The organism is Enterobacter sp. LM3 (assembly GCF_046622475.1).
GTDB lineage: Bacteria > Pseudomonadota > Gammaproteobacteria > Enterobacterales > Enterobacteriaceae > Enterobacter > Enterobacter cloacae_P.
This window is the reverse complement of record NZ_JBJURN010000025.1, coordinates 16,679-43,588: the sequence shown is the minus strand read 5'-3', so window position 1 is coordinate 43,588 and position 26,910 is coordinate 16,679. Positions and strand designations below refer to the sequence as shown.

33 protein-coding genes are annotated in these 26,910 nt (G+C 48.4%); 16 read left to right on the top strand and 17 right to left on the bottom strand.

Features of this window, described 5'->3' with window-relative positions; genetic code table 11:
- Window positions 1-275, bottom strand: a 275-nt coding sequence (locus ACJ9N4_RS19545; RefSeq protein WP_411500727.1) for a hypothetical protein, incomplete at its 3' end; no start/stop codon positions are given.
- A 109-nt stretch (window positions 276-384) separates the two neighbouring features.
- Between ACJ9N4_RS19545 and ACJ9N4_RS19540 the strand changes: the two genes are divergently transcribed.
- The 3 genes from ACJ9N4_RS19540 to ACJ9N4_RS19530 all read left to right on the top strand — a co-directional run bounded on the left by ACJ9N4_RS19540 (window position 385) and on the right by ACJ9N4_RS19530 (window position 3,537).
- Complete coding sequence (locus tag ACJ9N4_RS19540; RefSeq protein WP_411500726.1) at window positions 385-1,548, top strand: tail fiber domain-containing protein; 1,164 nt, start codon at window positions 385-387, stop codon at window positions 1,546-1,548.
- Between the two features lie 298 nt (window positions 1,549-1,846).
- Entirely contained in the window at window positions 1,847-2,266 is a 420-nt protein-coding gene (locus tag ACJ9N4_RS19535; protein WP_411500725.1) for a translesion error-prone DNA polymerase V autoproteolytic subunit, read from the top strand.
- A gap of 2 nt (window positions 2,267-2,268) precedes the next feature.
- Window positions 2,269-3,537, top strand: coding sequence for a Y-family DNA polymerase (locus ACJ9N4_RS19530; protein WP_411500724.1), 1,269 nt, complete (start codon window positions 2,269-2,271; stop codon window positions 3,535-3,537).
- A 32-nt stretch (window positions 3,538-3,569) separates the two neighbouring features.
- Here ACJ9N4_RS19530 and ACJ9N4_RS19525 read toward each other — a convergent pair whose 3' ends face one another.
- The 7 genes from ACJ9N4_RS19525 to rluE form a co-directional block, all read right to left on the bottom strand.
- A complete protein-coding gene (locus ACJ9N4_RS19525; RefSeq protein WP_411500723.1) occupies window positions 3,570-5,315 on the bottom strand; it encodes a P-loop NTPase fold protein in 1,746 nt (581 codons plus the stop codon).
- 64 nt (window positions 5,316-5,379) lie between these two features.
- Complete coding sequence (locus ACJ9N4_RS19520) at window positions 5,380-6,057, bottom strand: SOS response-associated peptidase (RefSeq protein ID WP_411500722.1); 678 nt, start codon at window positions 6,055-6,057, stop codon at window positions 5,380-5,382.
- Between the two features lie 411 nt (window positions 6,058-6,468).
- Window positions 6,469-7,839: an adenylosuccinate lyase gene (gene purB, locus ACJ9N4_RS19515; protein WP_182271092.1), complete on the bottom strand. Its 1,371-nt coding sequence runs from the start codon at window positions 7,837-7,839 to the stop codon at window positions 6,469-6,471.
- 19 nt (window positions 7,840-7,858) lie between these two features.
- Window positions 7,859-8,488: a high frequency lysogenization protein HflD gene (gene hflD / locus ACJ9N4_RS19510; protein ID WP_014169611.1), complete on the bottom strand. Its 630-nt coding sequence runs from the start codon at window positions 8,486-8,488 to the stop codon at window positions 7,859-7,861.
- 27 nt (window positions 8,489-8,515) lie between these two features.
- Entirely contained in the window at window positions 8,516-9,628 is a 1,113-nt protein-coding gene (mnmA, locus tag ACJ9N4_RS19505) for a tRNA 2-thiouridine(34) synthase MnmA (RefSeq protein WP_182271093.1), read from the bottom strand.
- Window positions 9,629-9,668: 40 nt separating this feature from the next.
- Window positions 9,669-10,142, bottom strand: a complete 474-nt coding sequence (locus ACJ9N4_RS19500; RefSeq protein WP_182271094.1) for an NUDIX hydrolase — start codon at window positions 10,140-10,142, stop codon at window positions 9,669-9,671.
- A 9-nt stretch (window positions 10,143-10,151) separates the two neighbouring features.
- Window positions 10,152-10,805: a 23S rRNA pseudouridine(2457) synthase RluE gene (gene rluE / locus ACJ9N4_RS19495; protein ID WP_182271095.1), complete on the bottom strand. Its 654-nt coding sequence runs from the start codon at window positions 10,803-10,805 to the stop codon at window positions 10,152-10,154.
- Between the two features lie 117 nt (window positions 10,806-10,922).
- Here rluE and icd point away from each other — a divergent pair, with 117 nt between their 5' ends.
- Window positions 10,923-12,173, top strand: a complete 1,251-nt coding sequence (gene icd / locus ACJ9N4_RS19490) for an NADP-dependent isocitrate dehydrogenase (RefSeq protein WP_182918604.1) — start codon at window positions 10,923-10,925, stop codon at window positions 12,171-12,173.
- A 204-nt stretch (window positions 12,174-12,377) separates the two neighbouring features.
- Here the strand turns inward: icd and ACJ9N4_RS19485 are convergent, their stop codons facing one another.
- Window positions 12,378-12,590 (bottom strand): hypothetical protein, encoded by a 213-nt coding sequence (locus tag ACJ9N4_RS19485; RefSeq protein ID WP_182271097.1) that lies wholly within the window; start codon window positions 12,588-12,590, stop codon window positions 12,378-12,380.
- Window positions 12,591-12,777: 187 nt separating this feature from the next.
- On the opposite strand from ACJ9N4_RS19485, the gene ACJ9N4_RS19480 reads away from it, so the two are divergent.
- From ACJ9N4_RS19480 to ACJ9N4_RS19470, 3 genes are all read left to right on the top strand, one after another.
- Window positions 12,778-13,227, top strand: a complete 450-nt coding sequence (locus ACJ9N4_RS19480; RefSeq protein WP_182918603.1) for a hypothetical protein — start codon at window positions 12,778-12,780, stop codon at window positions 13,225-13,227.
- 242 nt (window positions 13,228-13,469) lie between these two features.
- Window positions 13,470-13,820, top strand: a complete 351-nt coding sequence (locus ACJ9N4_RS19475) for a DUF1304 domain-containing protein (RefSeq protein ID WP_182271099.1) — start codon at window positions 13,470-13,472, stop codon at window positions 13,818-13,820.
- A 95-nt stretch (window positions 13,821-13,915) separates the two neighbouring features.
- Entirely contained in the window at window positions 13,916-14,161 is a 246-nt protein-coding gene (locus tag ACJ9N4_RS19470) for a YmjA family protein (RefSeq protein ID WP_182271100.1), read from the top strand.
- A gap of 329 nt (window positions 14,162-14,490) precedes the next feature.
- On the opposite strand, the gene ACJ9N4_RS19465 is transcribed toward ACJ9N4_RS19470, so the two are convergent.
- On the bottom strand, window positions 14,491-15,987 hold the full coding sequence (locus ACJ9N4_RS19465; RefSeq protein ID WP_182918602.1) for an EAL domain-containing protein: 1,497 nt from the start codon (window positions 15,985-15,987) through the stop codon (window positions 14,491-14,493).
- A 267-nt stretch (window positions 15,988-16,254) separates the two neighbouring features.
- Between ACJ9N4_RS19465 and ACJ9N4_RS19460 the strand changes: the two genes are divergently transcribed.
- On the top strand, window positions 16,255-17,787 hold the full coding sequence (locus ACJ9N4_RS19460) for an EAL domain-containing protein (RefSeq protein WP_182271102.1): 1,533 nt from the start codon (window positions 16,255-16,257) through the stop codon (window positions 17,785-17,787).
- Between the two features lie 125 nt (window positions 17,788-17,912).
- Window positions 17,913-18,161, top strand: coding sequence for a GlsB/YeaQ/YmgE family stress response membrane protein (locus ACJ9N4_RS19455; protein WP_182271103.1), 249 nt, complete (start codon window positions 17,913-17,915; stop codon window positions 18,159-18,161).
- A 54-nt stretch (window positions 18,162-18,215) separates the two neighbouring features.
- On the opposite strand, the gene yoaJ is transcribed toward ACJ9N4_RS19455, so the two are convergent.
- Window positions 18,216-18,290, bottom strand: coding sequence for a protein YoaJ (gene yoaJ, locus ACJ9N4_RS19450; RefSeq protein WP_071830143.1), 75 nt, complete (start codon window positions 18,288-18,290; stop codon window positions 18,216-18,218).
- On the bottom strand, window positions 18,291-18,389 hold the full coding sequence (locus ACJ9N4_RS19445; protein ID WP_049003319.1) for a YoaK family small membrane protein: 99 nt from the start codon (window positions 18,387-18,389) through the stop codon (window positions 18,291-18,293).
- A 349-nt stretch (window positions 18,390-18,738) separates the two neighbouring features.
- Here ACJ9N4_RS19445 and ACJ9N4_RS19440 point away from each other — a divergent pair, with 349 nt between their 5' ends.
- Together ACJ9N4_RS19440 and ACJ9N4_RS19435 are read left to right on the top strand one after the other, a co-directional pair.
- Window positions 18,739-18,993: a DUF333 domain-containing protein gene (locus tag ACJ9N4_RS19440; protein WP_182271104.1), complete on the top strand. Its 255-nt coding sequence runs from the start codon at window positions 18,739-18,741 to the stop codon at window positions 18,991-18,993.
- 79 nt (window positions 18,994-19,072) lie between these two features.
- The gene (locus tag ACJ9N4_RS19435) at window positions 19,073-19,378 is read left to right on the top strand and encodes a hypothetical protein (protein ID WP_182271105.1); all 306 of its coding nucleotides are present in this window, start codon (window positions 19,073-19,075) and stop codon (window positions 19,376-19,378) included.
- On the opposite strand, the gene ACJ9N4_RS19430 is transcribed toward ACJ9N4_RS19435, so the two are convergent.
- Window positions 19,379-19,723 carry a DUF488 domain-containing protein gene (locus tag ACJ9N4_RS19430; protein WP_182271106.1) on the bottom strand — a complete coding sequence of 115 codons (345 nt, stop codon included), beginning with the start codon at window positions 19,721-19,723 and terminating at the stop codon, window positions 19,379-19,381.
- A gap of 152 nt (window positions 19,724-19,875) precedes the next feature.
- Here ACJ9N4_RS19430 and ACJ9N4_RS19425 point away from each other — a divergent pair, with 152 nt between their 5' ends.
- A complete protein-coding gene (locus ACJ9N4_RS19425; protein WP_182918601.1) occupies window positions 19,876-20,583 on the top strand; it encodes a CTP synthase in 708 nt (235 codons plus the stop codon).
- Window positions 20,584-20,614: 31 nt separating this feature from the next.
- Here the strand turns inward: ACJ9N4_RS19425 and ACJ9N4_RS19420 are convergent, their stop codons facing one another.
- Window positions 20,615-21,802 (bottom strand): CynX/NimT family MFS transporter, encoded by a 1,188-nt coding sequence (locus ACJ9N4_RS19420; RefSeq protein WP_182918600.1) that lies wholly within the window; start codon window positions 21,800-21,802, stop codon window positions 20,615-20,617.
- A gap of 99 nt (window positions 21,803-21,901) precedes the next feature.
- Between ACJ9N4_RS19420 and ACJ9N4_RS19415 the strand changes: the two genes are divergently transcribed.
- Window positions 21,902-22,693, top strand: a complete 792-nt coding sequence (locus ACJ9N4_RS19415; protein WP_269475508.1) for an AraC family transcriptional regulator — start codon at window positions 21,902-21,904, stop codon at window positions 22,691-22,693.
- On the opposite strand, the gene ACJ9N4_RS19410 is transcribed toward ACJ9N4_RS19415, so the two are convergent.
- Window positions 22,677-23,123, bottom strand: a complete 447-nt coding sequence (locus tag ACJ9N4_RS19410; protein WP_182918599.1) for a DUF441 domain-containing protein — start codon at window positions 23,121-23,123, stop codon at window positions 22,677-22,679. The genes ACJ9N4_RS19415 and ACJ9N4_RS19410 overlap by 17 nt on opposite strands.
- Window positions 23,124-23,367: 244 nt before the next feature.
- On the opposite strand from ACJ9N4_RS19410, the gene yoaI reads away from it, so the two are divergent.
- Window positions 23,368-23,472 carry a small membrane protein YoaI gene (gene yoaI / locus ACJ9N4_RS19405; protein ID WP_232105423.1) on the top strand — a complete coding sequence of 35 codons (105 nt, stop codon included), beginning with the start codon at window positions 23,368-23,370 and terminating at the stop codon, window positions 23,470-23,472.
- 21 nt (window positions 23,473-23,493) lie between these two features.
- Here yoaI and ACJ9N4_RS19400 read toward each other — a convergent pair whose 3' ends face one another.
- Window positions 23,494-23,994: a YbaK/prolyl-tRNA synthetase associated domain-containing protein gene (locus tag ACJ9N4_RS19400; protein WP_182918598.1), complete on the bottom strand. Its 501-nt coding sequence runs from the start codon at window positions 23,992-23,994 to the stop codon at window positions 23,494-23,496.
- A gap of 408 nt (window positions 23,995-24,402) precedes the next feature.
- Here ACJ9N4_RS19400 and ACJ9N4_RS19395 point away from each other — a divergent pair, with 408 nt between their 5' ends.
- Window positions 24,403-24,756, top strand: a complete 354-nt coding sequence (locus ACJ9N4_RS19395) for a two pore domain potassium channel family protein (RefSeq protein WP_182271112.1) — start codon at window positions 24,403-24,405, stop codon at window positions 24,754-24,756.
- A gap of 308 nt (window positions 24,757-25,064) precedes the next feature.
- On the opposite strand, the gene ACJ9N4_RS19390 is transcribed toward ACJ9N4_RS19395, so the two are convergent.
- A complete protein-coding gene (locus tag ACJ9N4_RS19390) occupies window positions 25,065-26,498 on the bottom strand; it encodes a GGDEF domain-containing protein (protein WP_411500721.1) in 1,434 nt (477 codons plus the stop codon).
- Between the two features lie 142 nt (window positions 26,499-26,640).
- Here ACJ9N4_RS19390 and ACJ9N4_RS19385 point away from each other — a divergent pair, with 142 nt between their 5' ends.
- Window positions 26,641-26,787, top strand: a complete 147-nt coding sequence (locus ACJ9N4_RS19385; RefSeq protein ID WP_182918595.1) for a cold shock domain-containing protein — start codon at window positions 26,641-26,643, stop codon at window positions 26,785-26,787.
- The last annotated feature ends 123 nt before the right edge of the window (window positions 26,788-26,910 follow it).

The following is a 26,910-nucleotide window of genomic DNA, read 5'->3' as shown; positions in this document are numbered from 1 at the left end:
TCAAGAACAATTACTTTTACCGATTCGTCCTCATCATTATTAGGGAAGTCAGCACTCCTTGAGGCACTTATTTTCGTATCTTCTTTATCTGGTACAACCACTGTAAATATAACCCTCAATATCAATGGCAGCATTCGTGATTTTGGAACAATCAATGTACCTGCTGGAACAGGTGGTCTTTGGATAACGGTAAGACATGCTGTGAGTAATATAACATCCAGTACAGTAACCGGAACTATTACAGTCGTAGGAACAGGAACGGCAGGTAAAACCATTTCGTCACCCACTTTGACGATAACGCGAGGAACAGGTTCTTTCGTCTGACGCAGATTTTCAATTTCACTTATAACCCGCTCTGCGGGTTTTTTATTACCCGGAGAAAATATGCTTTATAACACTGGCACCATCGCCATCAACGGAAATACCGCCACAGGGACGGGCACGAACTGGACTGCACCCGCGAGCCAGGTTCGTGCCGGCCAGACGATCATCGTCCTGTCTAATCCGGTTCAAATTTTCCAGATTTCAAGCGTGGACAGTGCAACATCGCTGACAGTAACGCCAGCTGCGTCGCCAGCGCTCAGCGGCCAGAAATACGGGATCCTCATTTCTGATAATGTCTCTATCGACGGACTTGCGCAGGCGATGTCGCAGCTCATCAAAGAGTATGACGAGAACATTGGCGCGTGGGAGACGTTTGCCACAACCTCAGCTAACCAGAGCATCACCGTGACAATCAACGGCATCGCCGTAACCATCCCCGCCATTGGTAAACTGGCTCAGAAAGGGACCAATGGTGCGCTGCCTGTAGACCAGGGTGGAACCGGCGCGACGACTGTGGAAGAGAGTCGCAAAAACCTCGGTTTGGGATATGGCGATAAAGCAGGTACTGTTGCCCAGGGAAATGATACCCGATTGAACACCGTTAACGGCAAAAGTGGCGGCACAATCAGTGGTGGAGTATCCATTAACGGTGACGCTTTATATGTTGATCATGCCTATGGACATACAACATTACTTGAAACTGTAAAACCGGGGGAGCAAGGTGCAGTATATGGGGGCATGAAACTAAAAAGACCCAATTCACAGGGGTTTATTGTTGCCGCTTATAGCACGAATGATTATGAGACAGAGCAAATATTAATTGGGGTTAATGCCCCAAGAGGCAATCCAGTCTGGAGTTTCAATGTTGATGGCCGTGCTGTCGGTAACTGGGTTAACTCATCTGATGCCAGAATCAAAGATAATATTAAAACTATCGAGGATGCTCTGGGTAAGATGAAATTATTCAGGGGGGTGGAATGGGATCGTAAAGATAACAGTCTGCATGGCTACGGCTTCATTGCTCAGGAGGTAAAAAAAGTTTTCCCTGAAGCCGTAAAAGAGTATGGAGAAACAAAACTTGAAGATGGTGAGGTTGTGGAAAAAACACTGGCCTTAGACACATCTGGTGTGGCTGCAGCTTTGCACCATGAAGCTATCCTGGCTCTATTGGGTAAGGTAGATGATTTGACGAGGAGGGTTGAAAAGCTGGAATCAGGAATCTGAATAAATTGCAGCCCATCATGTGTTACAACGGGAGTTGGCGAGCAGATTGATTATGAACGGCGTTGATAGAAAGCAGGTGGCGATCAGCACGCTGTAAAGAAACTCCCTGCTTCGAAGCCAGCTTAAAATTGCTCACATAGAGTTACGCCCATTAAATTTACAAAACTCATATTTCGATGAGACATAGAAACTTAGAAGCGAAACGGCGAAGCTTTAAACAACTATGTTAGATCCTCTGTCTTGCGTGCATACTCAAATAAAACTACTGTATATAAAAACAGTATTTGAGGTGTGTGTCATGGAATTCATCAGGCCAACAGAACTGCGAGAAATTATCGCTCTCCCGCTTTTCAGTGACTTAGTACAGTGTGGTTTCCCAAGCCCCGCAGCTGATTACGTTGAACAGCGCATCGATCTCAATGAGTTACTTGTCGCTCACCCGAGCTCAACATACTTCGTCAAGGCTGCCGGCGACTCAATGATTGACGCCGGGATCAGCGACGGCGATCTGTTGGTGGTGGATAGCTCGCGAACTGCTGAACATGGAGATATCGTTATCGCCGCGGTAGAAGGTGAGTTTACAGTTAAGCGCCTGCAGCTACGCCCGACAGTCCAGCTCATACCGATGAACAGCGCCTACAGTCCTATTGTTGTTGGCTGCGAAGATACACTGGACGTTTTCGGCGTTGTTACTTTCATCGTGAAATCGGCCAGCTGAATATGTTTGCGCTCTGTGATGTGAATTCGTTCTACGCATCATGCGAGACGGTGTTTCGGCCCGATTTGAAAGGGCGGCCAGTGGTTGTTCTGTCGAACAATGATGGCTGCGTAATCGCGCGCAGCGCCGAGGCCAAGGCGGCTGGAATTACTATGGGGGAGCCATTCTTCAAGCAAAAGGAGCTTTTTCGGCGCGCTGGCGTTGTCTGCTTCAGCAGCAACTATGAGCTGTATGCTGATATGTCGAACCGGGTAATGACCACGCTGGAGGAAATGAGCCCTCGCGTCGAAATTTACAGCATCGATGAAGCTTTTTGCGATCTTACTGGTGTTCGCAACTGTCGGGACCTGACTGACTTTGGGAAAGAAATCCGTGCTACGGTTCTGAAGCGTACACACCTGACGGTAGGAGTGGGCATTGCGCAGACAAAAACACTCGCAAAGCTGGCCAACCACGCCGCAAAGAAATGGCAGCGGCAGACGGGTGGGGTAGTTGACCTCTCAAATGTTGATCGCCAGCGCAGGCTACTTTCTGTGGTACCTGTAGAGGACGTCTGGGGTGTTGGTCGCCGAATCAGTAAAAAGTTAAACGCAATGGGTATTAAAACGGCCTTAGACCTTTCAGAGCAGAGTACGTGGATAATCCGGAAGCACTTTAACGTGGTACTTGAGCGCACTGTCCGGGAGCTGCGCGGCGAACCCTGTCTTGATCTGGAAGAGTTTGCCCCCGCAAAACAGGAAATCGTCTGCAGCCGGTCATTCGGCGAACGCGTTACCGACTATGAGCAGATGCGTCAGGCTATTTGCTCCTATGCCGCCCGCGGCGCTGAAAAGCTCCGCGGTGAGCACCAGTATTGCTGCTTTATCTCAGCGTTCGTGAAGACCTCTCCCTTTGCGCTTAACGAACCATATTACGGCAATAGCGCCTCAATGAAGTTTCTCACGCCCACGCAGGATAGCCGCGACATTATCAACGCCGCGGTAAAGTGTCTGGACAAAATCTGGAAGGATGGTCACCGGTACCAGAAAGCTGGCATCATGCTGGGTGACTTCTTCAGTCAGGGCGTGGCCCAGCTTAACTTGTTCGACGAGAATGCGCCGCGAGCCGGTAGCGAAAGGTTGATGGAAGTGCTCGATCACCTGAACGCAAAAGACGGAAAAGGAACACTCTACTTTGCCGGACAGGGCATTCAGCAGCAGTGGCAGATGAAGCGTGAAATGCTTTCGCCACGATATACAACAAGATATTGTGACCTTATTTGCGTAAAATAAGGTCACATTTATTTTAACCATCGTATGATATTTTAAAGTCTTGTTAATATTTCATTTAACGTACCGTTTAATCGTTTTATTGCGCCATATTTGAAATTTGGTTTTTTAGATCGTAAATAAATATATGTATGTATTTCTAGTCGTATTAAATGTGGTTTTTCTTCACTTAAATACTCTCTGATATTACTAAAGGCATATAGGTTAGCTAAGTAGGAATCAAATGATTCGATATCTATTGGTTTCCAGGATAATAATAGGTGTTTTAACAAGAACGAGCTGCCAATAATCTGCAAAGGTCTGAACCTTGAATAATCATCAAGGCTATCAATGCTTTTAGTGGTATCAATGCTGTACCATCCATCATAAGCAACTGCATGGCGTAGTGATTTAATTGTAGCTGCGGTAATGTGGCTTTCATATTTTTTCAGAAAAATATTCATGTAAGGATCTTGGTTCATCGATGATAAACCGTAGCGTCGCAGGTGATCAAAGCCACCTTTCTTATCAATGAAATCAGAGATTTCTTCAAGGCTAAATTCATTTGCCATTTGTTCAATGTAATCTTTGCTTAATAACGGATTCATCGGTAAATATTCATTTTCAGTGAGGAAGATGTAATTCCGTACCATTAACATCCATGAGTATATTGGCACAATCCTTTTCTTTGTAATTATTTCATGGAAACATTGGGATAATGAAATTTCATCAACATCATGGATATGAGGTTGATCTGCAATGGCAATATCTTCGAGAGACATTTTTTTTGGGGTTGAAAATATCACTTCTTGTGTTGATTGTGAAGATTCCAGCCCCATGCTGTAATCTCTAACAATATCGGGGATTGCATATTTTCTATATAATGCCCACAATTCTTTTTCAGAATATGAGTCGTTGTCGTCTTGATTTATGAGGTAATTTTTTGGTGAGTGCTTATGCAGTATTTCTATGCTTTTATTGTGGCTATGGTGGAGGATAATTGATGAGGTTATACAACCAATAACGTCACTTGAGCGAACATTCCATTCTTTGTCAGGATTGCTATTAATGTATTCATATAAAGGAAGGATTTTATCGATACATCTATTAATAATACGAAGATTAACTATGTCTTGATTTTTGATTATGTTCAAAAAAGCTTGTTTATCAGTTTCTGGAAGTGGTGATAACCTGGGGAGGATAATATCACAAAGCTCGTCAAAATTTGGTGTAAAAGATATAGTGTCAGAAATTAACTTTTCTTTATGAGTTATTTCAAAGTTGGCTTCTTTAGAGGTGTTCCCAACTACTATAAAATCTAATTCTCGGCTCTCTTTCTGAGAATAGAGTGTATGACAGTAATTAAGGATTAATGATGTGACTTCTTCTTTGTCGACGCGCTCAATATCATCTAAAATAAATATTCCAGAAAGGCTTGATAATACTTTTCCTTTGATGCTAGCCCCTATGGAGTTAAATAAAGATTTTATGACGCCAGAGTCATCAGGACTTCCGCGGAGTAAGCTGGCACTATCAGCTATTGAATTAATCTGATGTGTGATGTTTTCAGCGTCGGCAAGATAGTAACATTCAATAATCTTTGATTTAAAATCTTCTAGCGAAGAAATCCCCAAGAGAGAAATATAAAAATATGTGTTTTTATCATATAAATCCTTAAGCCTGGTTTTGATAAAATGCGTCTTTCCAGTACCCCAAGCACCATCAATAAATAATAAACCGTCTCGGTCTGTATCAATTAAAGGTATTAGTTTTGTGACAAAGGATGAGATTGAATTTTCCATAAAATGCCTCGGGCATAGGGAGTTCTATTAATGATATTTATAATATAATTAATAGAAAAGCTGATCAAGAATTAAAAATATTAGCTAAAACTATTGGATTTTGATTTTTCACATTCCCCACGGCACGCGTCACGGCGTGCCAGATAAACTTGTCGGCTGGCACAGCGCCGTCGGCTGCTATCTCCTCAGCTTGTTTACCGCCTAGGTCCTGACGCATCCACTCACGTGCCGCTTCTGCAGACAGAACCAAGGGGCGGCGGTCGTGAATGTCGACCAGTCCTTTATCAGCTGCAGACGTCACTATCAGAAAGCCTTCTGCTTCATCTCCGCGCTCAAACGGCGTGCTGCCGATTGCTGCCATGAAAATCGGCTGGCCGTCGTCGCGGTGAATGAAGTAGGGCTGTTTCTTGTCGCCTTCATTTTTCCACTCGAACCATCCATCGGCGAAGCATATGGCCCGGCCATGCTGCCAGAGAGGCTTAAACATTCGCCTTGTGGCCGCCGTCTCGACTCGCGCGTTAATCAGTGGCGGTTTATCCCACCACCCGGGCGCGTAGCCCCAGAACACCGGATCGAGATGCAGCTGCTCATCACGTTCGCTCAGCAGCAGGACTTTTGTGCCGGGCGCAACGTTGTAGCGTCCAATCGGCTCCGGGTCATAAGCAATGTCGCGATCTCCTTCATCGGCCAAATAAGCGAGATATTCTTCACGGGTTTGGGCTTGTGCAAAACGTCCACACATAGAAACCTCCAGTCAAAGCTATGACTGAAAGTATAGGGCAGGGAGAAAAAAATAGGTGCGCACCGAAAGCTTATGATTTTGAAACAGGGGCATGATGATGGATGTCAGCAAAGCAGTAAAGCGAGATGTTTCTAAACTGGAATGATCTACACAAAAGGGTGAATTTTGGGGGCAAATTTGGGGGCAAAACCTGTCTGGGGGCATGATTTGGGGCAGTAAAATGTCCGATATCGTCCGTTATTGTCCGAAAAGAATTTGATGTAAGTTTTTGATTTTACTGTAAGTCACTGTTTTAGCGGCTGTTTGAAAAATCGGTGTGTAGTTTAACGCTGATTATGTTGTTGTGGGGATAAACATTGAGTAAACCGGGGAAAAGCAACCCCCTTTCCGGGCGGAAAGGGGGGAGGGGAATTACTTCAGCTCGTCGACCATCGTCATTGCGCGGCCAATGTAGTTTGCTGGCGTCATCGCTTTCAGGCGCGTTTTCTCTTCTTCTGGCAGTTCGAGACCGTCGATAAACTGTTTCATGCCTTCGGCGTCAACGCGCTTACCGCGGGTCAGCTCTTTCAGTTTTTCGTACGGTTTTTCGATGCCATAACGACGCATTACGGTCTGGATCGGCTCTGCCAGAACTTCCCAGTTGTGATCCAGTTCGTCCAGCAGACGGTCACGGTTCACTTCCAGTTTGCTCACACCTTTCAGGGTGGATTGGTACGCGATCAGCGCATAACCAATGCCAACGCCCAGGTTACGCAGTACGGTGGAGTCGGTCAGGTCGCGCTGCCAGCGGGAAACCGGCAGTTTGCTCGCCATATGCTGCAGCACGGCGTTCGCCAGACCCAGGTTGCCTTCGGAGTTTTCGAAGTCAATTGGGTTCACTTTATGCGGCATGGTAGAAGAGCCGATTTCACCGGCGATGGTTTTCTGTTTGAAGTGGTTCAGCGCGATGTAACCCCACACGTCACGATCGAAGTCGATCAGAATGGTGTTGAAGCGTGCAACGCAGTCAAACAGCTCTGCGATATAGTCGTGCGGCTCAATCTGGGTGGTGTACGGGTTCCACTGAATGCCCAGAGAGGTCACGAACTCTTCGCTGAACTGGTGCCAGTCCACTTCCGGGTACGCGGCGATGTGGGCGTTATAGTTACCGACCGCGCCGTTGATTTTACCCAGAATTTCAACCTGCTCCAGCTGACGATACTGACGTTCCATACGGTACGCCACGTTCGCCATCTCTTTACCCATCGTGGATGGGGTCGCTGGCTGGCCGTGAGTACGGGAAAGCAGAGGGATGTCGCGGTATTCCACGGACAATGCTTTCACCGCATCAATGATTTTACGCCAGTATGGCAGCACCACGTCTTTGCGCGCGGTAGAGAGCATCAGCGCATGAGACAGGTTGTTGATATCTTCTGAAGTACAGGCGAAGTGAATGAATTCAGATACCGCGTGCAGCGCAGGAACGCTCGCGACTTTCTCTTTCAGGAAGTATTCAACCGCTTTCACGTCGTGGTTGGTGGTGCGCTCGATAGTCTTAATGCGTGCCGCATCTTCTTCATTAAAGTCAGCAACGATTTTATCAAGGTAATCGTTTGCCTGGGCGTCAAAAGCAGGAACTTCCTTGATTGCTGCCTGGGCGGCCAGCTTTTGCAGCCAGCGTACTTCTACCTGTACACGGAACTTCAGCAGGCCATATTCGCTGAAGATCTCGCGCAGCGCGCTGACTTTATCGCCGTAGCGTCCATCGACAGGGGATACGGCGGTCAGTGAGGATAATTCCATAATTCGCAACTCCGGGAGGTTAACAATGAGCAAGAATTTGTTTTGCCTGAGTCGTCAGGCGATTACGAGAAAACATTAACTGCAGGCGGCCACCGCCAACCTGATGCCACAGGACTGCGGCGCGAATGCCTGCCAGCAGCGAGGCGCGAACCTTCGCCTGGACCTGTGGACTTTGCAGCACGGCAGGGGAACCGGTAACCTGAATACGCGGCCCCAACGGGCTAATTACATCTACATAAATACCGGCCATTGCGCTCAGCAGCGTTTCGGACTGCAGATCAAAATGGTCGAGCTGACGCTGCAGACCGGCAATGCGGTCACCGAGCGTATCCAGCGCGCCTTTCGCTGCGCTCAGCTTACGCTCCAGCACCATCAGGCTTAACGTGTAGCGGGTCAGCTCCGCGTTTAACCCCTGACGGCTACTGGCGTTGAGCACGCCAAGCAACGTTTCAAGACCGAGGCGAAGATTGGTTTCACTCCCACCGAAGACACCCAGAGTCGAGCCAGGGTTGAGGTCGATAACGCTGTTGAGTGAAACGTGCAGCGCGTCAGCGTCGCAATGACCCTGATGCGCCAGCTGTTGCACCAGACGGGCAGACTGGCAAATTCCCGCCAGCGCCAGGGTGATGTCATAATAGTTCTTCGCCACACGCTCTCCTTTATGTGTGCAATCGTGTTAAACAGCAGGCAGCGGCAGGCGCTGTTCAATGATCCCACCACCCAGGCAGACTTCGCCACTGTAGAAGACAGCGGACTGACCCGGGGTGACGGCGGCAACCGGCTCGTCGAAATGCACTTCAATGCGATCGTCATCCAGGGCGGTGACGGTGCAGGGGATATCCGTCTGACGGTAGCGTGTTTTTACCGTGCAGCGCAGGGTGCCTTTTACCGGTTCGCGATCGACCCAGTGCAGCTGTTGCGCAATAAGCCCAACGGACATCAGACGCGGGTGGTCATGACCCTGCGCGACAATCAGAATATTGTTTTCGACATCTTTGTCGACAACGTACCACGGATCTTCGCTACCTTCTTTGGTACCACCAATGCCCAGACCTTTGCGCTGGCCGAGGGTGTGGTACATCAGCCCCTGATGCTGACCAATTTCGTCGCCATCCACGGTGACAATTTTACCTGGCTGTGCAGGCAGGTAGCGACCAAGGAATTCGCGGAATTTGCGCTCGCCGATAAAGCAGATACCGGTGGAGTCTTTTTTCTTCGCGGTGATCAGATCCAACGCTTCGGCGATTTTACGCACCTCTGGCTTTTCCAGCTCGCCAACCGGGAACAGGCTCTGGGCAATCTGTTCGTGGCTCAGCGTATAGAGGAAGTAGCTCTGATCTTTGTTGCCGTCCAGACCGCGCAGTAGCTGGCTTTTGCCATTCACATCTGCACGACGCACGTAGTGACCGGTCGCAATGTAATCTGCGCCCAGATCTTCAGCGGCGAATTCCAGGAAGGCTTTAAATTTGATCTCTTTGTTGCACAGAATATCCGGGTTCGGAGTACGGCCTGCTTTGTACTCTTCGAGGAAAAGCTCGAAGACGTTGTCCCAGTATTCTGCGGCAAAGTTAACGGTGTGCAGTTCAATACCGAGCTTATCGCACACGGCCTGCGCATCGGCGAGATCCGCTGCGGCAGTACAGTATTCCTCACCATCATCTTCCTCCCAGTTCTTCATGAACAGGCCCTCAACCTTATAACCCTGTTGTTGCAACAGGTAGGCGGAAACGGAGGAATCGACACCGCCGGACATGCCGACGATTACTTTTTTCTGGCTGTTATCTGACATGGAATACTCACGACATTGAACTTCAAGGCGGCGTATTCTATCACGCCCCCCCACCATTGACACCCTCTGTAAACGGCCAGTTAAATTCTCCGATGACATCAAGCGGTAAGCGACCGGCAGACTGCCAGCAGCGGATGCTTTCGGCAACCAGCGGCGAGCGCAGGTTTGGCGCATTCAGGATCTCTTCGGCAGTGACCCACAGGCAGCGATCGATATCGTTATCCTGCGGCTCAGTGGCGCACGTTTCGCTAAGCTCGACGGCAAATAAAAAGCGCAGGAAGGGGGTATGGTCAGGTGCAATCCACTGGTGCAGGCGAATGAAGTGTTGAGGCCGGGCGTGGATACCCGTCTCTTCCCACAGCTCGCGTGTGGCGGCCTGCAGCAGCGTTTCGTTCTCTTCGAGATGTCCGGCTGGTTGGTTCCACAGCGCCTTACCGTTGATGCTCTCTTCCACAACCAGGAATTTACCCTGCGCGTGAACCACGCAGGCGACGGTGACATGAGGTTTAAACATAGTGACTCCTTAAAGGGCAACGTCTCGCCATTCGCCGTTAGCCAGGGTATCCAGCGTGTAGCTGCCCGTGGCATAGCGGATAAGCCGCAGAGTGGGGAAGCCCACGTGTGCGGTCATCCGGCGAACCTGACGGTTGCGGCCTTCGTAAAGGGTGATTTTGAGCCAGCTTGTCGGAATCGATTTGCGTTCGCGAATAGGGGGATTGCGCGGCCATAGCCATTCAGGCTCGCTAACGCGTTCGATACCTGCAGGTAAGGTTGGACCATCGTTTAAGGTTACGCCATGACGTAATTTCGCCAGTGTCTCCTCATCAGGTTCGCCTTCAACCTGTACGAAGTAGATTTTCCCGGTGCGTTTGCCAGGCTGGGTGAGCTTCGCCTGTAACGCGCCATCGTTCGTTAACACCAGTAGCCCTTCGCTGTCCCGATCCAGACGGCCGGCTGCGTATACTCCCTGAACAGGAATGTAATCCTTCAGCGTGCTGCGCCCGGCTTCATCGGTAAACTGCGGCAAAACATCGTAGGGTTTATTGAACAAAATAACCCGCTTTTGCTGGTTTTCCGGCGATCTTTTGGTAGCTTGTCGCGAGCTGAATCGCTCAACCCGGTGATTTCTAAAAGAAGTTTTCTTCATGGTATTTTCAGGCTCTATCAATTGCCGCATTATAGCCTAATAACGAAGACCTTTCATGGCGTCGGACAATCAGGTACTATCGAAAGGCTCATTACAATTTATTAACATAAGATCAGTAACAACCAGAAGCGCTCGAAGGAGAGGTTAATGGAAAGCAAAGTAGTTGTTCCGGCGGAAGGTAAAAAGATCACCCTGCAAAACGGCAAGATTAACGTTCCTCACAACCCGATTATCCCGTTCATTGAAGGTGACGGTATCGGTGTAGACGTTACCCCGGCAATGCTGAAAGTGGTTGATGCCGCTGTTGAGAAAGCCTACAAAGGCGAGCGTAAAATTTCCTGGATGGAAATTTACACCGGTGAAAAATCTACTCAAGTTTATGGCCAGGACGTTTGGCTGCCAGCTGAAACGCTGGACCTGATTCGCGACTACCGTGTTGCTATTAAAGGCCCTCTGACCACGCCAGTTGGCGGCGGTATTCGTTCCCTGAACGTAGCGCTGCGTCAGGAGCTGGATCTGTACGTGTGTCTGCGTCCGGTTCGTTACTACCAGGGCACCCCAAGCCCGGTTAAGCACCCTGAACTGACCGACATGGTTATCTTCCGCGAAAACGCAGAAGACATCTACGCGGGTATCGAATGGAAAGCAGACTCTGCTGATGCAGAAAAAGTGATTAAATTCCTGCGTGAAGAGATGGGCGTGAAGAAAATTCGCTTCCCTGAGCATTGCGGTATCGGCATCAAGCCGTGCTCCGAAGAAGGCACCAAACGTCTGGTACGTGCAGCAATCGAATACGCTATCACCAACGACCGTGACTCTGTGACCCTGGTTCACAAAGGCAACATCATGAAGTTCACCGAAGGCGCGTTCAAAGACTGGGGTTACCAGCTGGCGGCGGAAGAGTTCGGTGGTGAGCTGATCGACGGTGGCCCGTGGCAGAAGATCAAGAACCCTAACACCGGTAAAGAGATCATCATTAAAGATGTGATCGCCGATGCGTTCCTGCAGCAGATCCTGCTGCGTCCTGCTGAATACGACGTGATCGCCTGTATGAACCTGAACGGTGACTACATCTCCGATGCTCTGGCTGCACAGGTTGGTGGTATCGGTATTGCCCCGGGCGCGAACATCGGTGACGAGTGTGCACTGTTCGAAGCGACCCACGGTACTGCACCAAAATATGCAGGCCAGGACAAAGTGAACCCGGGTTCTATCATCCTGTCCGCAGAGATGATGCTGCGTCATATGGAATGGTTCGAAGCCGCAGACCTGATCGTCAAAGGTATGGAAGGCGCAATTGCTGCCAAGACCGTGACCTATGACTTCGAACGTCTGATGGAAGGCGCTAAGCTGCTGAAATGTTCAGAGTTTGGTGACGCGATTATCGCGAACATGTAATCCAGATTCTGGGTTAAATGAGAACGGGAGCCGTAAGGCTCCCGTTTTTTTATGCTATAAAAGATCACGCCCCAAAATTCAATCAACCCGTTCCGGGTTTATGTCATTCGTTATCCAATATAGGGCAGAGTTAATGGATAAGAATAAATACATTAAAATAGCTGCTGCCAAATGAATCGGTGAAAGAAGCCAACACTCTACCCATTAAATAATGAGCTTCCGTAGCTGAGCTTGTTCGTTTTCATCAAGCTGCGCATAGGCCTCAACTTGTTTAATCAGCGACTCTTTGTTGTTCGACATCACCGACGAGATATAGTCCCCTGTGTTCGCATCAAACAAACTGGCAAGATAAACAGAGGATGATCTCGAAAATTGATAAAAAATCGAGATGTTATTGCTAATCTTTATTTTTTCCATGAAATAAATTCCTTAAATTAATGCAAAATATGACTTTTTTATTCTTTTTATATTCGTGATGTGAGGGTATTAGAGAGGAGCGTAGGTTACTTCAGAACTGCCAATAGTAGTAGGAATAATCTTAAGTGGTTGCTGTTTTTAGCACGATCTGAATAATGAGTACAACAACAAATAAAGACAACATCCTATGAATATTCAATCTATTACACTCGCTGCGCTGGTGGTTTTCTCTACGTCTTCATATTCAGCATTCCAGGAGCGGGAATACAATACCTGGTATGCAAAAAACGCCGTTCTCTATGATATGACGCAAACTTCTGAAGGGATGCCTGTCATGTTAAGTTTCTCTCAGTCGGGTCGTCGTTCAGCAAATATGCTGGTTTCCTATATATCTGAAGGGAGTTGCGGAGAGGGTGAGCAAACGTTGAATGTAAATGGCAAAGATGTGCCTGCGACGTATCGATGTATTACGATAGGGCAAAACAGGATTGAACATTTTGCCGTGAATGATGCTGACAGCGTCAATGATATGGTGCACCACCTGAATTCCGATTTCACTCTGCTACTGCAAAACGATATTAAGGTCTGGGCCTCAAATATCAAAACCCCGAAGTATGGTTTGGCTCCGCGGTTTTGAATCATTTTGAGTGCCCAGGCGTGGATACTCTCTTCACCGCAAGCTTGAACAGCTTGAAGAGAAAGAAAAGGCATTGGCTGAGCTCCGGTCGCGGCTGATAAATGCCCTTAACAAGGTTGGTCAACCGTGTGTCGATGTATTTTGAACGGTTTTATCCGATTGCCTCGTGAAATGTTTTTGCGTCTTGTTTCGTCTGAATACCTATACTCCATTTCATTCTTCCTCATTCATTAAGGACTGCCGTGTTAGCCACTACCCTTGTTACCGTTGTTGCTTTAATACATATCTACATTCTTGTTCTGGAAATGTTCCTGTGGAACACAAAAACGGGCCGCAAGGCATTTAATCTCAGTGCTGATTTTGCACGTGAAACCCGGGTGCTGGCTGCTAATCAAGGTCTGTACAACGGTTTTCTGGCTGCGGGTTTACTTTGGGGACTCTGGCTTGGGGAAAATGGTATTCAGGTAACCGTCTTCTTCCTGGCTTGTGTGCTTATCGCCGGAGTGTTTGGCGCAATGACGGCCAGTCGGAAGATACTGTATGTTCAGGCTATTCCGGCCCTGGCGGCATTGATAGCGCTGCTGAGCCGTTGATGGTTCACCACGAGCGGCCTCAAAATTTTGGTTCAGGGTGACCATCCAGATATACTGGGCGCGTTACCCACTAAAGCGCAGACAAGAGACCACTGATGAACAACGAAATCCCGCTTAAATTTTATGACATCGTTGATGAGTATTCGACGGAAGCCGCAGAGCCGGTGAGTGAACCAGAGCGCGATCCTCTGGCGTACTATTTCCAGCTGCTGATCACCCGTTTAATGAATAACGAGGAAATCAGTGAAAACGCGCAGCAAGAGATGGCTGATGAAGCAGGGATCCCTGTGCGTCGCATTGATGATATTGCGAACTTCCTGAACCAGTGGGGTAACGAGTAACCCGGAATACGCCGCGTTATCTGCCTCAGAACCCTTTGTTCTGATGTTTTGCCATACAGCTCAACATCACGTTATCAGACCACATGCATTTTTTCCGCAGTGCATGTGATGAGGGGTTATCCATGAACAGGGCGAAAACAAAGACCAGGAAAAAGAGTATCAGGGGCAGCACTAAAGAAATTTTCACGTTTTTGACCATATAAGAGACTGTTTCAGAGCAATCTACACTCTGATTGTGACGACTGTATTTTCCTGGAAGAAAAATGGAAACGGTCTGCATTAAAAAAATGCAGCCATTCATACATACGTTACCATCGGACAATATATCGTCAACGGGCAGAACCTTCGAGCTGCTGCGCCAGCTCACTGCAGGTCAGCGATTTTGAAAAATACCAGCCCTGAATCAGGGCATTGGGGTATCTGTTGGCGATAAAATTGTATTGTATTTCATTCTCCACACCTTCAAAAACAAGTGTTTTATTCAGTTTGACAAGAGCATCACTAAAAATGACGAAGATGTCCTGTTTATAGTGTTCACTGATACCATCGACCAGTGATTTATCTATTTTGATTTCATCGTATTCCAGGTTCGAAAGCCTGGCCAGATTAGAGTTCTGGACACCAAAATCATCTATTGATATTTTGACACCAATAGATTTTAGCTCCAGGCAGAACTCTTCAAGAATATCCGCGCTGGCCACTGCTTTCTCAGATAGCTCGACTTTAATCAATGACAAGGGAATGTTATTAAGCGAGCATTCACGGCGCAAAACGTGGATAAACTGTTTATCTTCGATCTCCGTTCTGCCAACGTTTAATGAAATCATCATCTGGTTTTCAACGGCAAGCGATGCGACTTCTGACAAGGATTTTTCAATAATATTGATATAGTATTTTTTATACAGGCCCAGCTTTGTAATTAACGGGATGAAGAGTTCAGGAGAGACTTCTGCGTGGTTATAATCACGCCATCTCGACAGAACTTCAACACCTACAATTTTTTTATCGTGGATGCGTACAACAGGCTGATAGTTGACGCTGAATGTCTTTGCCGTCACCGCATTGACCAGCGCCCGCTCCAGCGAGAAACGGTCTTCATGGAGGCGAATGAAGAACAGCGTAAGCGATATCCAGATGAAATACAGAATTGCTGAGAGAAGAACAAATACCACGATTGATAACGAAGCCAGCCCCGCATCATGATGTTTTACAATGACACACAAATCCCATTTGGTACTGCATAGGGTCATGTCTAACGTAAACAATCTAGAATGCAGCCAGTTCTGTTTTTTTTCAGGGGCGATGGAGAAAAATGTCTTGTCGAAATCTTTTGTGGCGGCGGTGAGTGAATAGTTTGCCGTAATCGGGGAAAATTTATCGTAAACATACCGGGAGGTGAAAATAATCACGTTGTTATAGATTGCCGCATTGCCTGTGAAAAAGCCCTTCAGATGAAATTGTGCTAAAACAAAACCATTTGGTGTTTTATGTAGCGCAGCGGGAAGTGCGACAGGCGTTTCCAGTTTCCCCCAAAAGGCGGTGCAGACTATTTTCCCATTTTTAATAAAGCCAACATCACCAAAATAGAGGCTACTGAGTTTTATTTTTCTGTAGCTATCAATACTGGTTTCATCGCATCCCTGTGTGGTAATACTTTTGAGTGTGCCCGCCACACTTTGAGATACCTCTTCGGAATAACGCAAAAGCGTGTGGGAGATTTCAAACTGTTTGTTCTTCTGCTGCCCAACGATAACAGCATTAACCACATAAAGAGACAGGATGACCAGAAGCGTTGAAACGATAGCAACGGCAATGATCTTCTTCATTTTCCTGTTGTTCCTCTGATCCCTGTTTTCATCGATCCTAACACAGACAGATGAAGGTACAAGCCTGATAATAACGGTAGGTAAGTTCCTCCAGTCTGACAAGCGCGCCGCGCATTTCACATTACGGCTCACGGTTAGTACCGGAGTACCAGGTTTTTAAGATAAATCTCAGCTAAGATTTATTTATCGAGGTAAATGACGCTGAGTTAGTCTGAATTTCTAATTCAACATGACTTAAATGCTTGTTTTTTCTTTTAAGGAAAAATCGTGCGCAACGTTATGGTTCCCTTCTTAAGTGCCTTACTGCTTTTTCTGGCCGGAATGCTGATCATCAACTGGCAGCTGTGGAATATGGCGACGTTGAACAATGCCGGGACCGCCAGTACCAGCACCCTGAAAATAGATGATATTCTCGCTGAAGCCGTGAGCGCGGCAAAAAAAGCGAAGGATGTTGCGGCAGAAGGGTGCTCCAGCACCGGACAGCAAGAATTGGGAACGGAAGCTGCGCTAAAACCCCATCTGCGCGCCATCATGATCCAGCAACAGGATAAAATCATCTGCACTTCTCTCCCGGGGAATGGAGTATTGATTGTTCATCCTGAAGCATTACCCACTGAAAAACTGATGCTGCTAGCTGGCAACCAGCTCGTGAATGGGGTGCCAGTGCTCATTTTCCAGGTGCCGATCCCTGAAGGGCGGGTTATCGTCAGTGTCAGCGACGCACATTTGCGTGATGTTATCGCGGGGGCTTCGGATAGTGCAGGCCTGGCGCTGGTCGTCGGTAAACGTATGCTTACCCGCCAGGGTGACGTAAGTGCATATCCACCGGCGACGGGGTCGGCCACGCTGACGCAATCAGCGCATTTCCCTTTCAGCATGGCATGGCAGACTCCTGCTTTCTTTAGTATGTCGCGCCTGATGCAGCAGGGGTGGAGCCTGGTGTTATTGATCTTCGTGCTGTCCGTCGCCGGGGGGATTCTTATTCGCCGGTACAGGGGAAAAAGCACCACATTTGAAGACGATCTGCGTAAGGCCATTCTGAGAGGGGAAATTATTCCTTATTACCAGCCAATCGTGAATGGCGATACCGGAGGACTGTATGGTGTTGAAGTACTGGCAAGATGGAAACACCCTAAATCTGGCTTTATTCCGCCAGATGTTTTTATCCCGATTGCGGAGCGTAGCGGTTTAATTATTCCTCTGACCAAAGGGCTGATGGCAAAAGTGGTTAGTCAGTTAAAGCCACTTTTACCTAAATTACCGGATGGATTTCATATTGGGATAAACATCAGCGCCAGGCATATTAATGCGCCGTCCTTTATTAGCGACTGCTCTGCTTTTGAAAAAGGGTTCAATGGCAAAAAAGTCAAACTGGTTCTCGAAGTGACCGAGCGAGAACCGTTGCTTGAACATCCCCACCTGGTGGAAAACCTTAATGCATTACATCAAGCCGGCTTCGTGATTGCCCTGGATGATTTTGGTACTGGCTACTCCGGGCTATCCTGCCTTCACGCGCTAGCCATTGATTACATCAAAATTGATAAGAGCTTTGTGAACCGGGTATCAGAGCAGAAAGACTCAACGATACTGCTGGACTGTGTTATTGAGCTGGCTAAAAAGCTCTCTTTACACATTGTTGCCGAGGGGGTTGAAACGAAGGAACAACGGGATTACCTCAACCGTAATGCGATCACTCTGCTGCAGGGGTATTATTTTGGGAAACCGGTCTCCTACATCGAGTTTATTAAGGTGATATTGTCTAAGCCCCGGGAGGAGGTCAGGATGGATCATCAGAGATGAATGTCAGGCCCGTAGGCAGGGTAGTCTAATCTGTGATGCCTGTCGCAAATTTCCTTTCGCTCATCCTGTGCTATCCTTGTCCGTGTCGTTGATTTAATGACAAAAACCATACAGAGAGGAAAGCTATGGGAATTATATCCTGGATTATCTTTGGGCTGATTGCGGGGATCCTTGCGAAGTGGATCATGCCAGGCAAAGATGGCGGTGGGTTTATCATCACCGTAGTACTGGGGATTGTTGGCGCGGTAGTCGGCGGCTGGATCAGTACGCAACTCGGTTTTGGCAAGGTCGATGGGTTCAACTTCGGCAGCTTTGCCGTTGCGGTGATTGGTGCGCTGGTTGTTCTGTTTATCTACAGAAAACTCAAAAGCTAAGTTTGCCATATGTTGAAAAAGGCTGCCTGATGGCGGCCTTTTTACTTCGCAGGGTTACCACCAGCCAAACTGTGTACCAGCAACCGCCACGATAGCCACAAGCAACATAATGAGGGTTGTTTTTCTCATCTATGCCCCAGGTGCCGCGTAACCACCGACAAAAAACCATGTCAAAAAAACAACCGCCGTTATAAAAATAACGACCGGGAAGAGGATTCCTATTCTCATGCCATCACCTGTTTTGGGTTTACACCATACCGTAGAGTGTACGAGGTTAATTCCTGGTGAGAAAGCGGGTTTTGCTTTTTTCTGATATATCGCGAGACCAGCGGCGCGTAATGTGCTGTTGATGAATATAAAAATTTGATTATATTCAGGAAGAAAACGCGGGGAGAAAAAAAAGCCCCGTTGTTGAGACCGGGGCAAAGACATCTTGATTACGGAATGATGTTCTCTGGTCATAACGAGAACAAGCGCACTATAGTGTTGAAAAGTGCAGTTAAGATGAAGAAATAATGGAGAATTCATCGTCGACTCGTTACCTTTACGTTTCAGGAATTCTAAAAGGATCAACAAGATGAGATATCTGTTACTGGCACTGGCATTACCACTAACCGCATGTACCACGGCGAAAACGCCCCCCGATGCCCCGAAACCCCCGCAGATTATAGGCATGGCGAACCCGGCTTCAGTCTACTGTCTGGAGAAGGGGGGAGTGCAGATCCCCGTTCAAAGTCCGCAGGGCGTTCGTACTGAGTGCAAATTACCGGGGGGAGAAGTGATTGATGAATGGGATCTCTACCGTCGCGATCACCCTCAGCCCGCCAGGTGACAGGGGTACTGTGATTGGGATACACTTCTCTTTAGGATTTTTCTTAGCCAGTAACTGGCGCACTTACCGCGAGAGAAGTATGTTTCAGCTTAAACCGGGTAGCCTGGCCATGATTGTGGGTGCCCGCACGGCATCTGGCCGTCGCAATATTGGTAAATCTGTGGAGTTGTTTGGTCTGTGCCAGCCTGGCCTGCGTTTTGTTAACCCTGTTAATGGCGTAATGACGCAACTTCCCGCCACGGCAGACCGCGCATTGTGGCTGGTGACGGGAGATGTCTACGCGTTTGATAATCAACAGGGCTTTGCATTTGTTCGCGCAGAGCATCTGATGCCGCTCACCCCGGATGACGCACCGCAAACGCTTGACGAGCTGATGATCAGTTGATTACAGCTGGCGCAGCCAGTCGGCTAACACCAGGGCGTGATTTTGTTCGGTATCTTTCGCGCCGTAAAGTAGCGTTACGGTCTGTTTGTTTGCCCGCTGCGCCAGGCGCAACCCCTCATCCTGATGTTGTGCCAGTTCGTCCTGATAGGCTTTGCTGAAGGCGGTAAAATCAATCATGTCGCTGTGAAAGGCTTTACGCAACTCGCTGGACGGCGTCAGGGTTTTACACCATTCGTCGAACATGAGATCGGTTTTTTTCACCCCACGTGGCCACAGCCTGTCGACCAGAACCCGGTAACCGTCCTCAGGGCTGGCCTGTTCATATACGCGTTTGCATTGAATCATGTTTTCTCCTCAACTCAGGCGATACGTTCAGCACGTTAACTATATCACTTTGTCTTTACCCTCCCAATTTAAGGTATTGTGATAATTGCAAAAGATCGGTAGTCTGAGGTTCCTTATGTTATCTGATAATACTCTGGCATAAGGACCCCCTCATGGAACACCTTCCGGTTAAAACCACGCTGCGTATTGCGCTGGTTGGCGATTACAACCCCAATGTCATTGCGCACCAGGCCATCCCACTCGCCATTGACGATGCTGCTGCTGTACTTGAACTCACCGCTGATTACGACTGGCTCGCCACGACGGAACTGACCAGCCCCGAAGATCTGGTCGGTTACGACGCAATCTGGCTGGTTCCGGCAAGCCCGTACAAGAACCCCGAGGCGGCATTTATTGCTGCACGTTATGCGCGTGAAAACAGCATTCCTTTCCTTGGCACGTGCGGCGGGTTTCAGCATGCGTTGATTGAGTACGCCCGTAATGTGCTGGGATGGAGCGATGCGGCACATGCTGAAACGGACACCGAAGGCTCGATGGTTATCGCACCGCTGACCTGCTCGCTGGTGGAAAAAACCGATTCGATTGAACTGCGCAGCAATACGCTTATTGCGAAAGCCTATGGCAAGCCGGAAATTGAAGAGGGATATCACTGCAACTATGGCGTGTCACCGGAATTTGCGCAGGAGCTTGAAAAGGGCGATATGCGTGTAACAGGCTGGGACGAGCAGGGAGAAGTCCGCGCGGCAGAACTGGTTACGCATCCGTTCTTTGTGATCACACTATTCCAGCACGAGCGTGCTGCGCTGGATGGTCGTCCTGTGGTGCTGGCGCAGGCGATGCTGCGCGCGGCGCGCGGATAAAAAAGGCAGACCGCCGGGTCTGCCATTGTATTTAGCGGGGCGTGATCTCCCGATTACGCCCGGCAAGCACGCCGCAAGCGGCCATCGCCACGGAGGCCAGCGCACAGGCTATAAGCGGTATCCGCCAGTCTCCGGCCGTATCGTGAATTTTCCCCATCAGCGGCGGCCCGCAGGCGGCCAGCAGATAACCAATTGACTGCGCCATACCGGACAGTGCCGCAGCCTGATGAGCTGAGCTGGCGCGCAGACCGATAAACGTCAGGCCGAGGATCATGGTTGCCCCGGACCCAAAACCAAACACCAGCGTCCACACCACGGCCATGTCAGGCACAAACCAAAATCCCGCGGCACTGACTGCACACATCAGGGCCATAGCGCCGGCGATCCCCCGCTGATCTTTCAGCCGGTGGAGGAGCAGCGGAACGGCGAGGCCCGGCACGGCAGTAGCCAGCTGCAACAGGCCGTGCATGGAGCCTGCCTGTGTTTCGCTGTAGCCGTGGCTGAGCAAAATAGCCGGTAGCCAGCCGATGATGACATAGTAAATCAGCGAGTTAAGGCCCAGAAAGAGCGTCACCTGCCAGGCAAGCGCAGAGCGCCAGATGGCGCGATTGTGTAGCGCACCCGCGCCAGTCAGCGTGGCGACAGGGGTTTGACGCCACTGTGGTAGCCAGAGCAGTAATGCTGCCAGCGGAAAGACCATCAGCATCAGCAATGCACCGTGCCAGCCAGCAGAGCCCAGCGCCAGCGGAACAATCAGCGCCGAGCCTAACGCGGCAGACGCGCCCATCGTCAGGGAGTACGCCCCTGTAAGTCTGGCGACCTGTCCCGGGAAGTCTCGTTTGATTAACCCGGGTAGCAGAACATTTCCCAGCGCAATGCCGCAGCCGATCGTCGCCGTACCCGTGAACAGAAGGGTTGCAGAAGGCAGGGAACGAATACCAATCCCGACGCAAATCAGCAGCAGGGCGATAAACAGGCTACGCTCCATGCCAATACGTCGGGCCACACCCGCAGCGAGCGGGGAGATAAGTGCGAAAGCCAGCAGAGGCAGAGTCGTGAGCAGACCGGTTTGCGCGGTACTTAAGCCATAATCCTGACGGATGGTGTCGAGCAGCGGGGCCGCTCCGGTAAAAGTTACGCGCAGCGTAGTGGCAATCATCAGGATGCCTGCAATCAGCAACGCGCCTTGCTTCCCTGAAGTTCGAATAGCAGTAGTCATTGTGTTCTCTTACGTTCAAGCGAGCGCACACGATACCGATTTTTACAGCGGTTGAAATCAGGCTAAAATGACAGTTTATCGCTAATATCGGACAACCTGATGATCGGTCTGGGACTGGATGGCTACGACCCCGATAGCCAGCACGATGCGGCAGTAGCGTTTCGCATCCGCGTAGTGGCGCAAGAACAGCACATACCCCGGCATCAGCACCGCAAAGGTCAACTGATTCTGGCGCTGGGTGGTGCAATCACCTGCGAAGTGGAAAATGCCATGCTGATGGTGCCGCCACAGTATGCGGTGTGGATCCCGGGGCAGATGCCACACAGCAATAAAGCCACGCCGGGTGCGCAGCTTTGCTTTTTGTTTATTGAACCCGGTGCTGTCGGTTTGCCCGAACGTTGCTGTACGCTGAAAATATCGCCGCTGGTGCGAGAGCTCATTTTGTCTCTGGCAGATAAATCGCGTGAGCAATTGCCACTTGCCGCCACATCACGCCTGGTCGATGTCCTTTTTGATGAATTGCCGCTGCAGCGCCAGGAGCATTTACAGTTGCCTGTCTCTCCTCATCCCAAAATTCGGCTGATGAGCGAGAAGATGGCAGAAGAGCCTGCTGCGTGGCAGACGCTGGGACAGTGGGCGAGTCATTTTGCCATGAGCGAACGCAATCTGGCGCGGCTGGTGGTGAAAGAGACGGGGCTAAGCTTTCGTCGCTGGCGACACCAGCTGCAGCTGATTGTGGCCCTGCAGCTATTGATTGGCGGGAAGTCAGTACAACAGGTGGCACAGTCACTGGGGTATGACTCTACCACCGCGTTTATCACCATGTTTAAGAAAGGGTTAGGGCAGACGCCAGCGCGCTATATCACCAGCCTGACTACGACTTCCCAATAAACAGCGAGACCAGCCCGGCGGCAATCAGCGGGCCAACCGGCACGCCGCGAAAAAGCGCCACGCCGAGCACGGTTCCCATCAGCAGGCCAGCCACCAGCGAGGGCTGGCTGCTCATCAGCGTGACGCCGCGTCCGCCCAGCCACGATACAAAAATACCCACTGCGATAGCGATCAGTGATTTCCAGTTCACGAACGAGTGCAGCAGCGTCGAGGCCGGGAGGGTTCCGCTGGCAATAGGGGCCATTACCCCAATGGTCAAAATAATAATCCCGATGGTGAGGCCTTGTTTTTCTATCCACGGGAAGAGGTTGTTTAACGGGGTCACGCGCACAATGATGAGCACCAGAATAGAGATGGCGACGGTGGTGTTATGGCTGATAAAGCCGAGTGCGGCCAGTGCCAGAAGGATGAGCAGAGTCGGGTCAAGCATGAGGAGTCCTTGCCAAAAAAAGTAAGCCTACCTACTTTACGCGCAAGCAAACAGATTTTTATAAAAAAAACGCTATTTTTTGGGGGGTTACCTGAGCACCCGACTCATCTGTTCATGCATGAGTCGGCGACATTTTTAGTGGCCCGTCAACGCCAGCAATATTCATCTGGCTGACCTGAAGCTGTCATTTCACTGTCATTATGCGGGGGTAAAAAAGGCTAAACGGGGCAAAAGGGGTTACATCATGAACGATCAAATGTTTGTTGAAACGCTGATTATCTCCTCATCGTTTTTCGCTATTGCCGCTATTCTCGTGGCATCGATTCTTTTTCTGGAAAAAAACGGCTGACAGTCGCGCCAGCCATCAGCGCTACCCTTTACGGAACATCACCAGTTCAGGACGAGCAATACGCAGATAATCCTGGGTGTCCATAATGACGGATTTTTCCAGAAGACCGGCGTTAAACGCAATTTCGTCAAAGCGCTCAAACAGCAGCGGGTCGGCAACCAGCGTGAGATCGGGGTGGAAGCTAAACGGTGGAATAGCACCAAAGACGCAGGCGGTCAGGGTATCAACTTCAGCCGGGCTTGCGAGAGAGGCTTTGAGCCCACCGAAATGGCTGGCAAGCTGGTTTAAATCGGCCTGTTGATCGGCGGCGAGGATCGCCAGAACGTGTTTTTTTACGCCATTTCCCTTCACTTTGCACACCAGTGCTTTTGCACCTTGCCCCAGATCGGTACCGCGAATTTCACTCACCGCCTCGCATTTCCCTACGGCCTCGTGCTCCACAACGCGGTATTTTGCCCCCTGGTCAGATAACAGCGAAATTAATTGCCGGTGGGTGGTAGTGCCTTTTATTTCTTCAGACATGCGTGAATGACCTGTAGCAAATGACATCAGATGTTTACAGTAGCACATCTCTATTTCACTCGCGCGCAGTAACTGATCGCAAAGTGAGTTAACTCCGGTATCGCGCCTGCATTCGATTCTTTTTTATTTGCCATAAAACAATCCCTTTTTACTGTGTGTATACAGTCGATAGGATCGGAGATATGGTCAATGGATAAGTAATCAAATTGAATTTGGAAGATGTAAGGGCTACAGTGAAAGAAAATTTGGGGGCAAAATCGTACTGGGGGCATGATTTGGGGCGATAAAATGACCATTATTGTTCGATAATGTCCGCACTGTAGTTTCTTAAGTTACTGATTGTTAAGTGGCTTGTTGTTTTTTTTTGGTGGTTGTATTTTTTCTATGTAGTCTAAGGAGATTTATAAAATGTATGAGTCGAAAGATATGCCATTAATCCCATTTTGTGCATTTTTAAAACGCATGCTGTCACATTTTGGCATTGCAAGTCTCTTGATTATCATTACGTTGATAATAGGAACTGTTGGACATATGATTTTTGATAATAGCATAAAATGGCATGATGCAGCATTGAATAGTGCATTTATAGCCAATGGAATTGGTCCTTACATTGTACCGCAGGGTATATCAGGAAAAATATTTTTTGCTATATATGGTATGTTTACCAGTCTGGTTTTTATGACTACATTGGGTGTTGTTTTGGCCCCAATTGCTCACCGTATATTACATCGATTTCACATTGAAAATGACAGTGTGCAATAGCATGACTGTTTCCACTGCAGCCTTCCTTTTAATATGGTTGAAAATATCTTTATTTTCTTTTTCAACCATTGAACATAAGCCATCCCAGGTGTTGGTGAAACATTCAGGGATACGGGAAGGGCTAACTTCCTGATAACCGGGAGTGACAGTGTCAACATATGCTCAAACATCTGATCAAGTCTTCCACTTTGTTCAGCCCAGGTTACAAGTTCGCTTGTGCTTATCTGAGAATGTCGTATAAGTGTTTGAGTGCATCCGTTTTTCTTGTACATTATAAACGGGCTGGAAAAAAGCGTAGCACTCAGGTATTACACTTGCCGGGATATGGGGGAAAATGCTGTGCCAGAAACCTCCGTTGTTGTAATATTCATTGACGGTTCATAAGTTACGCTTTCCTGCAACCTCTGACGCTTCGCTATGTACATAGCAATATCCGCGCGATGAAGTAAATGTTCAGGTAATATACCATCACGAGGTGAGCAGCTATATCCCAAAGAGACTCCAATATAAAGGATCTGACCTGAAATAATGATTGGACGTTCACTAAGCTGGGAGAAAAAAAGTTGACATTTTTGACGCATTAACGCTTCGCTGCCGGATACTACAAATGCAAATTCATCTCCTCCTATGCGTGATATTCGTTCCTTTCCTCCCATACACCCGGCCAGTCTGTTCGCTACAATCTGGAGGACTACGTCACCCGCTTCATGTCCCAGACTATCATTAATCGCTTTAAATCGATTAATGTCCAGTATTCCTATACTTAACTCTTGCCCCTTCTGCAACAAGGCGTTGCACATGTTAAAAAAACCACGGCGGTTTAAACAATCAGTAAGGGGGTCAGTATTCAGCGCCTTATCTTGTTTCTCTATTTTCCTTTTTAGACTCTCGTATAATAAATCACCATGCAAGAACAATAGCCATAGAATCTGGGTCGATATAATAACTAACAGCATCGAACCGTAATCCGTTAGTGATTTATCTTTAAGTGCGAATTCCTGTGTGATTAACGGGCCCCACAGACCAAAAACAATAACCTGACACCATGCTGAACGCCAGAGAAGGGTCAAAAACATACCTCCCCACAGGAACCAGTTGAAGGTATTGGTACTGATATCGGGTAAAATAAATACACTTAAAACCATTAGTGTTGAAAGAATGGCTTGTCCCTGATACAAACGCAAATGAAAATTAAAGCGGTTCATCCACGAAAAAAAGACAGGAACACCATACAAGAAAAATGCCAATAGTCCTCCCAGGAATAGCTGTTGTAACTCTTTTCCTGATAGCTGGCCAATGGCTCCGGCGGGAATTGCACTCAAAAATGTAACCGAGATACCGGCTGAAATTAACTTAATATAGGTCAACAGATATTGCGTATGGGTCTTTACGCTAGTTAATGAGTCTTGATTGAGATTCTTAAGAATAAGGAGCGTGCCAAAACTTATAGTGACAAATAAAATGTCATTAACAAGGTAACCATCAATTCCTGATAAGGTGCGAGTAAATATCCATGAAAAGAAGAGGTTTCCTCCTGGGAGGGCGATGATGCAGACTGAAAATGCGCTTACTAGCCTGGACTTAAGAGAGTGTTTAGATTCTGCTAAGAGCAGTAGCCAGCTGATCAAAAACACGTTTGGTGCCCATGCCAGGCTGTAAATATCCTTGTGTATCAATACCGTATAGTAAGTGACATTGTAAGTTGTCAATACCATGAAAAGTAATAAAGTGGCTATGCGCATAGAGGTCCCATACTCAATCAGAACAGAAGGATAGGGTTGTCCGCCGAATTTTTTATTGAAAATGAATAACCTTTTTTGCGTTACAACACCCCCTGAGGGTCAGTGTTAATGTGAGCCGATGCCGGGAACCCGATAACAAAAAATGGCAATTGGCCAAAAAGATGTTTTTCTACATATCTCCGGATTAAATAACAGCGAAGACCAATCGTTAAGACCCGGTGTTCGTGTTGAAATTTATCGCGTAAATGGGCTCAGCGGTTCGATGGCGGCAAACATATTTCTTTCTTAAAAATACGACGGGTATGAAATTAGCTTGAAAAAAGTGCAAGTCCTGAAAGGTGTTGCAATTGCAACCTACAAAAAACATTCCCAAAAATTAAAACGGATTTAATGAAAAACAGGGCAAAAATGA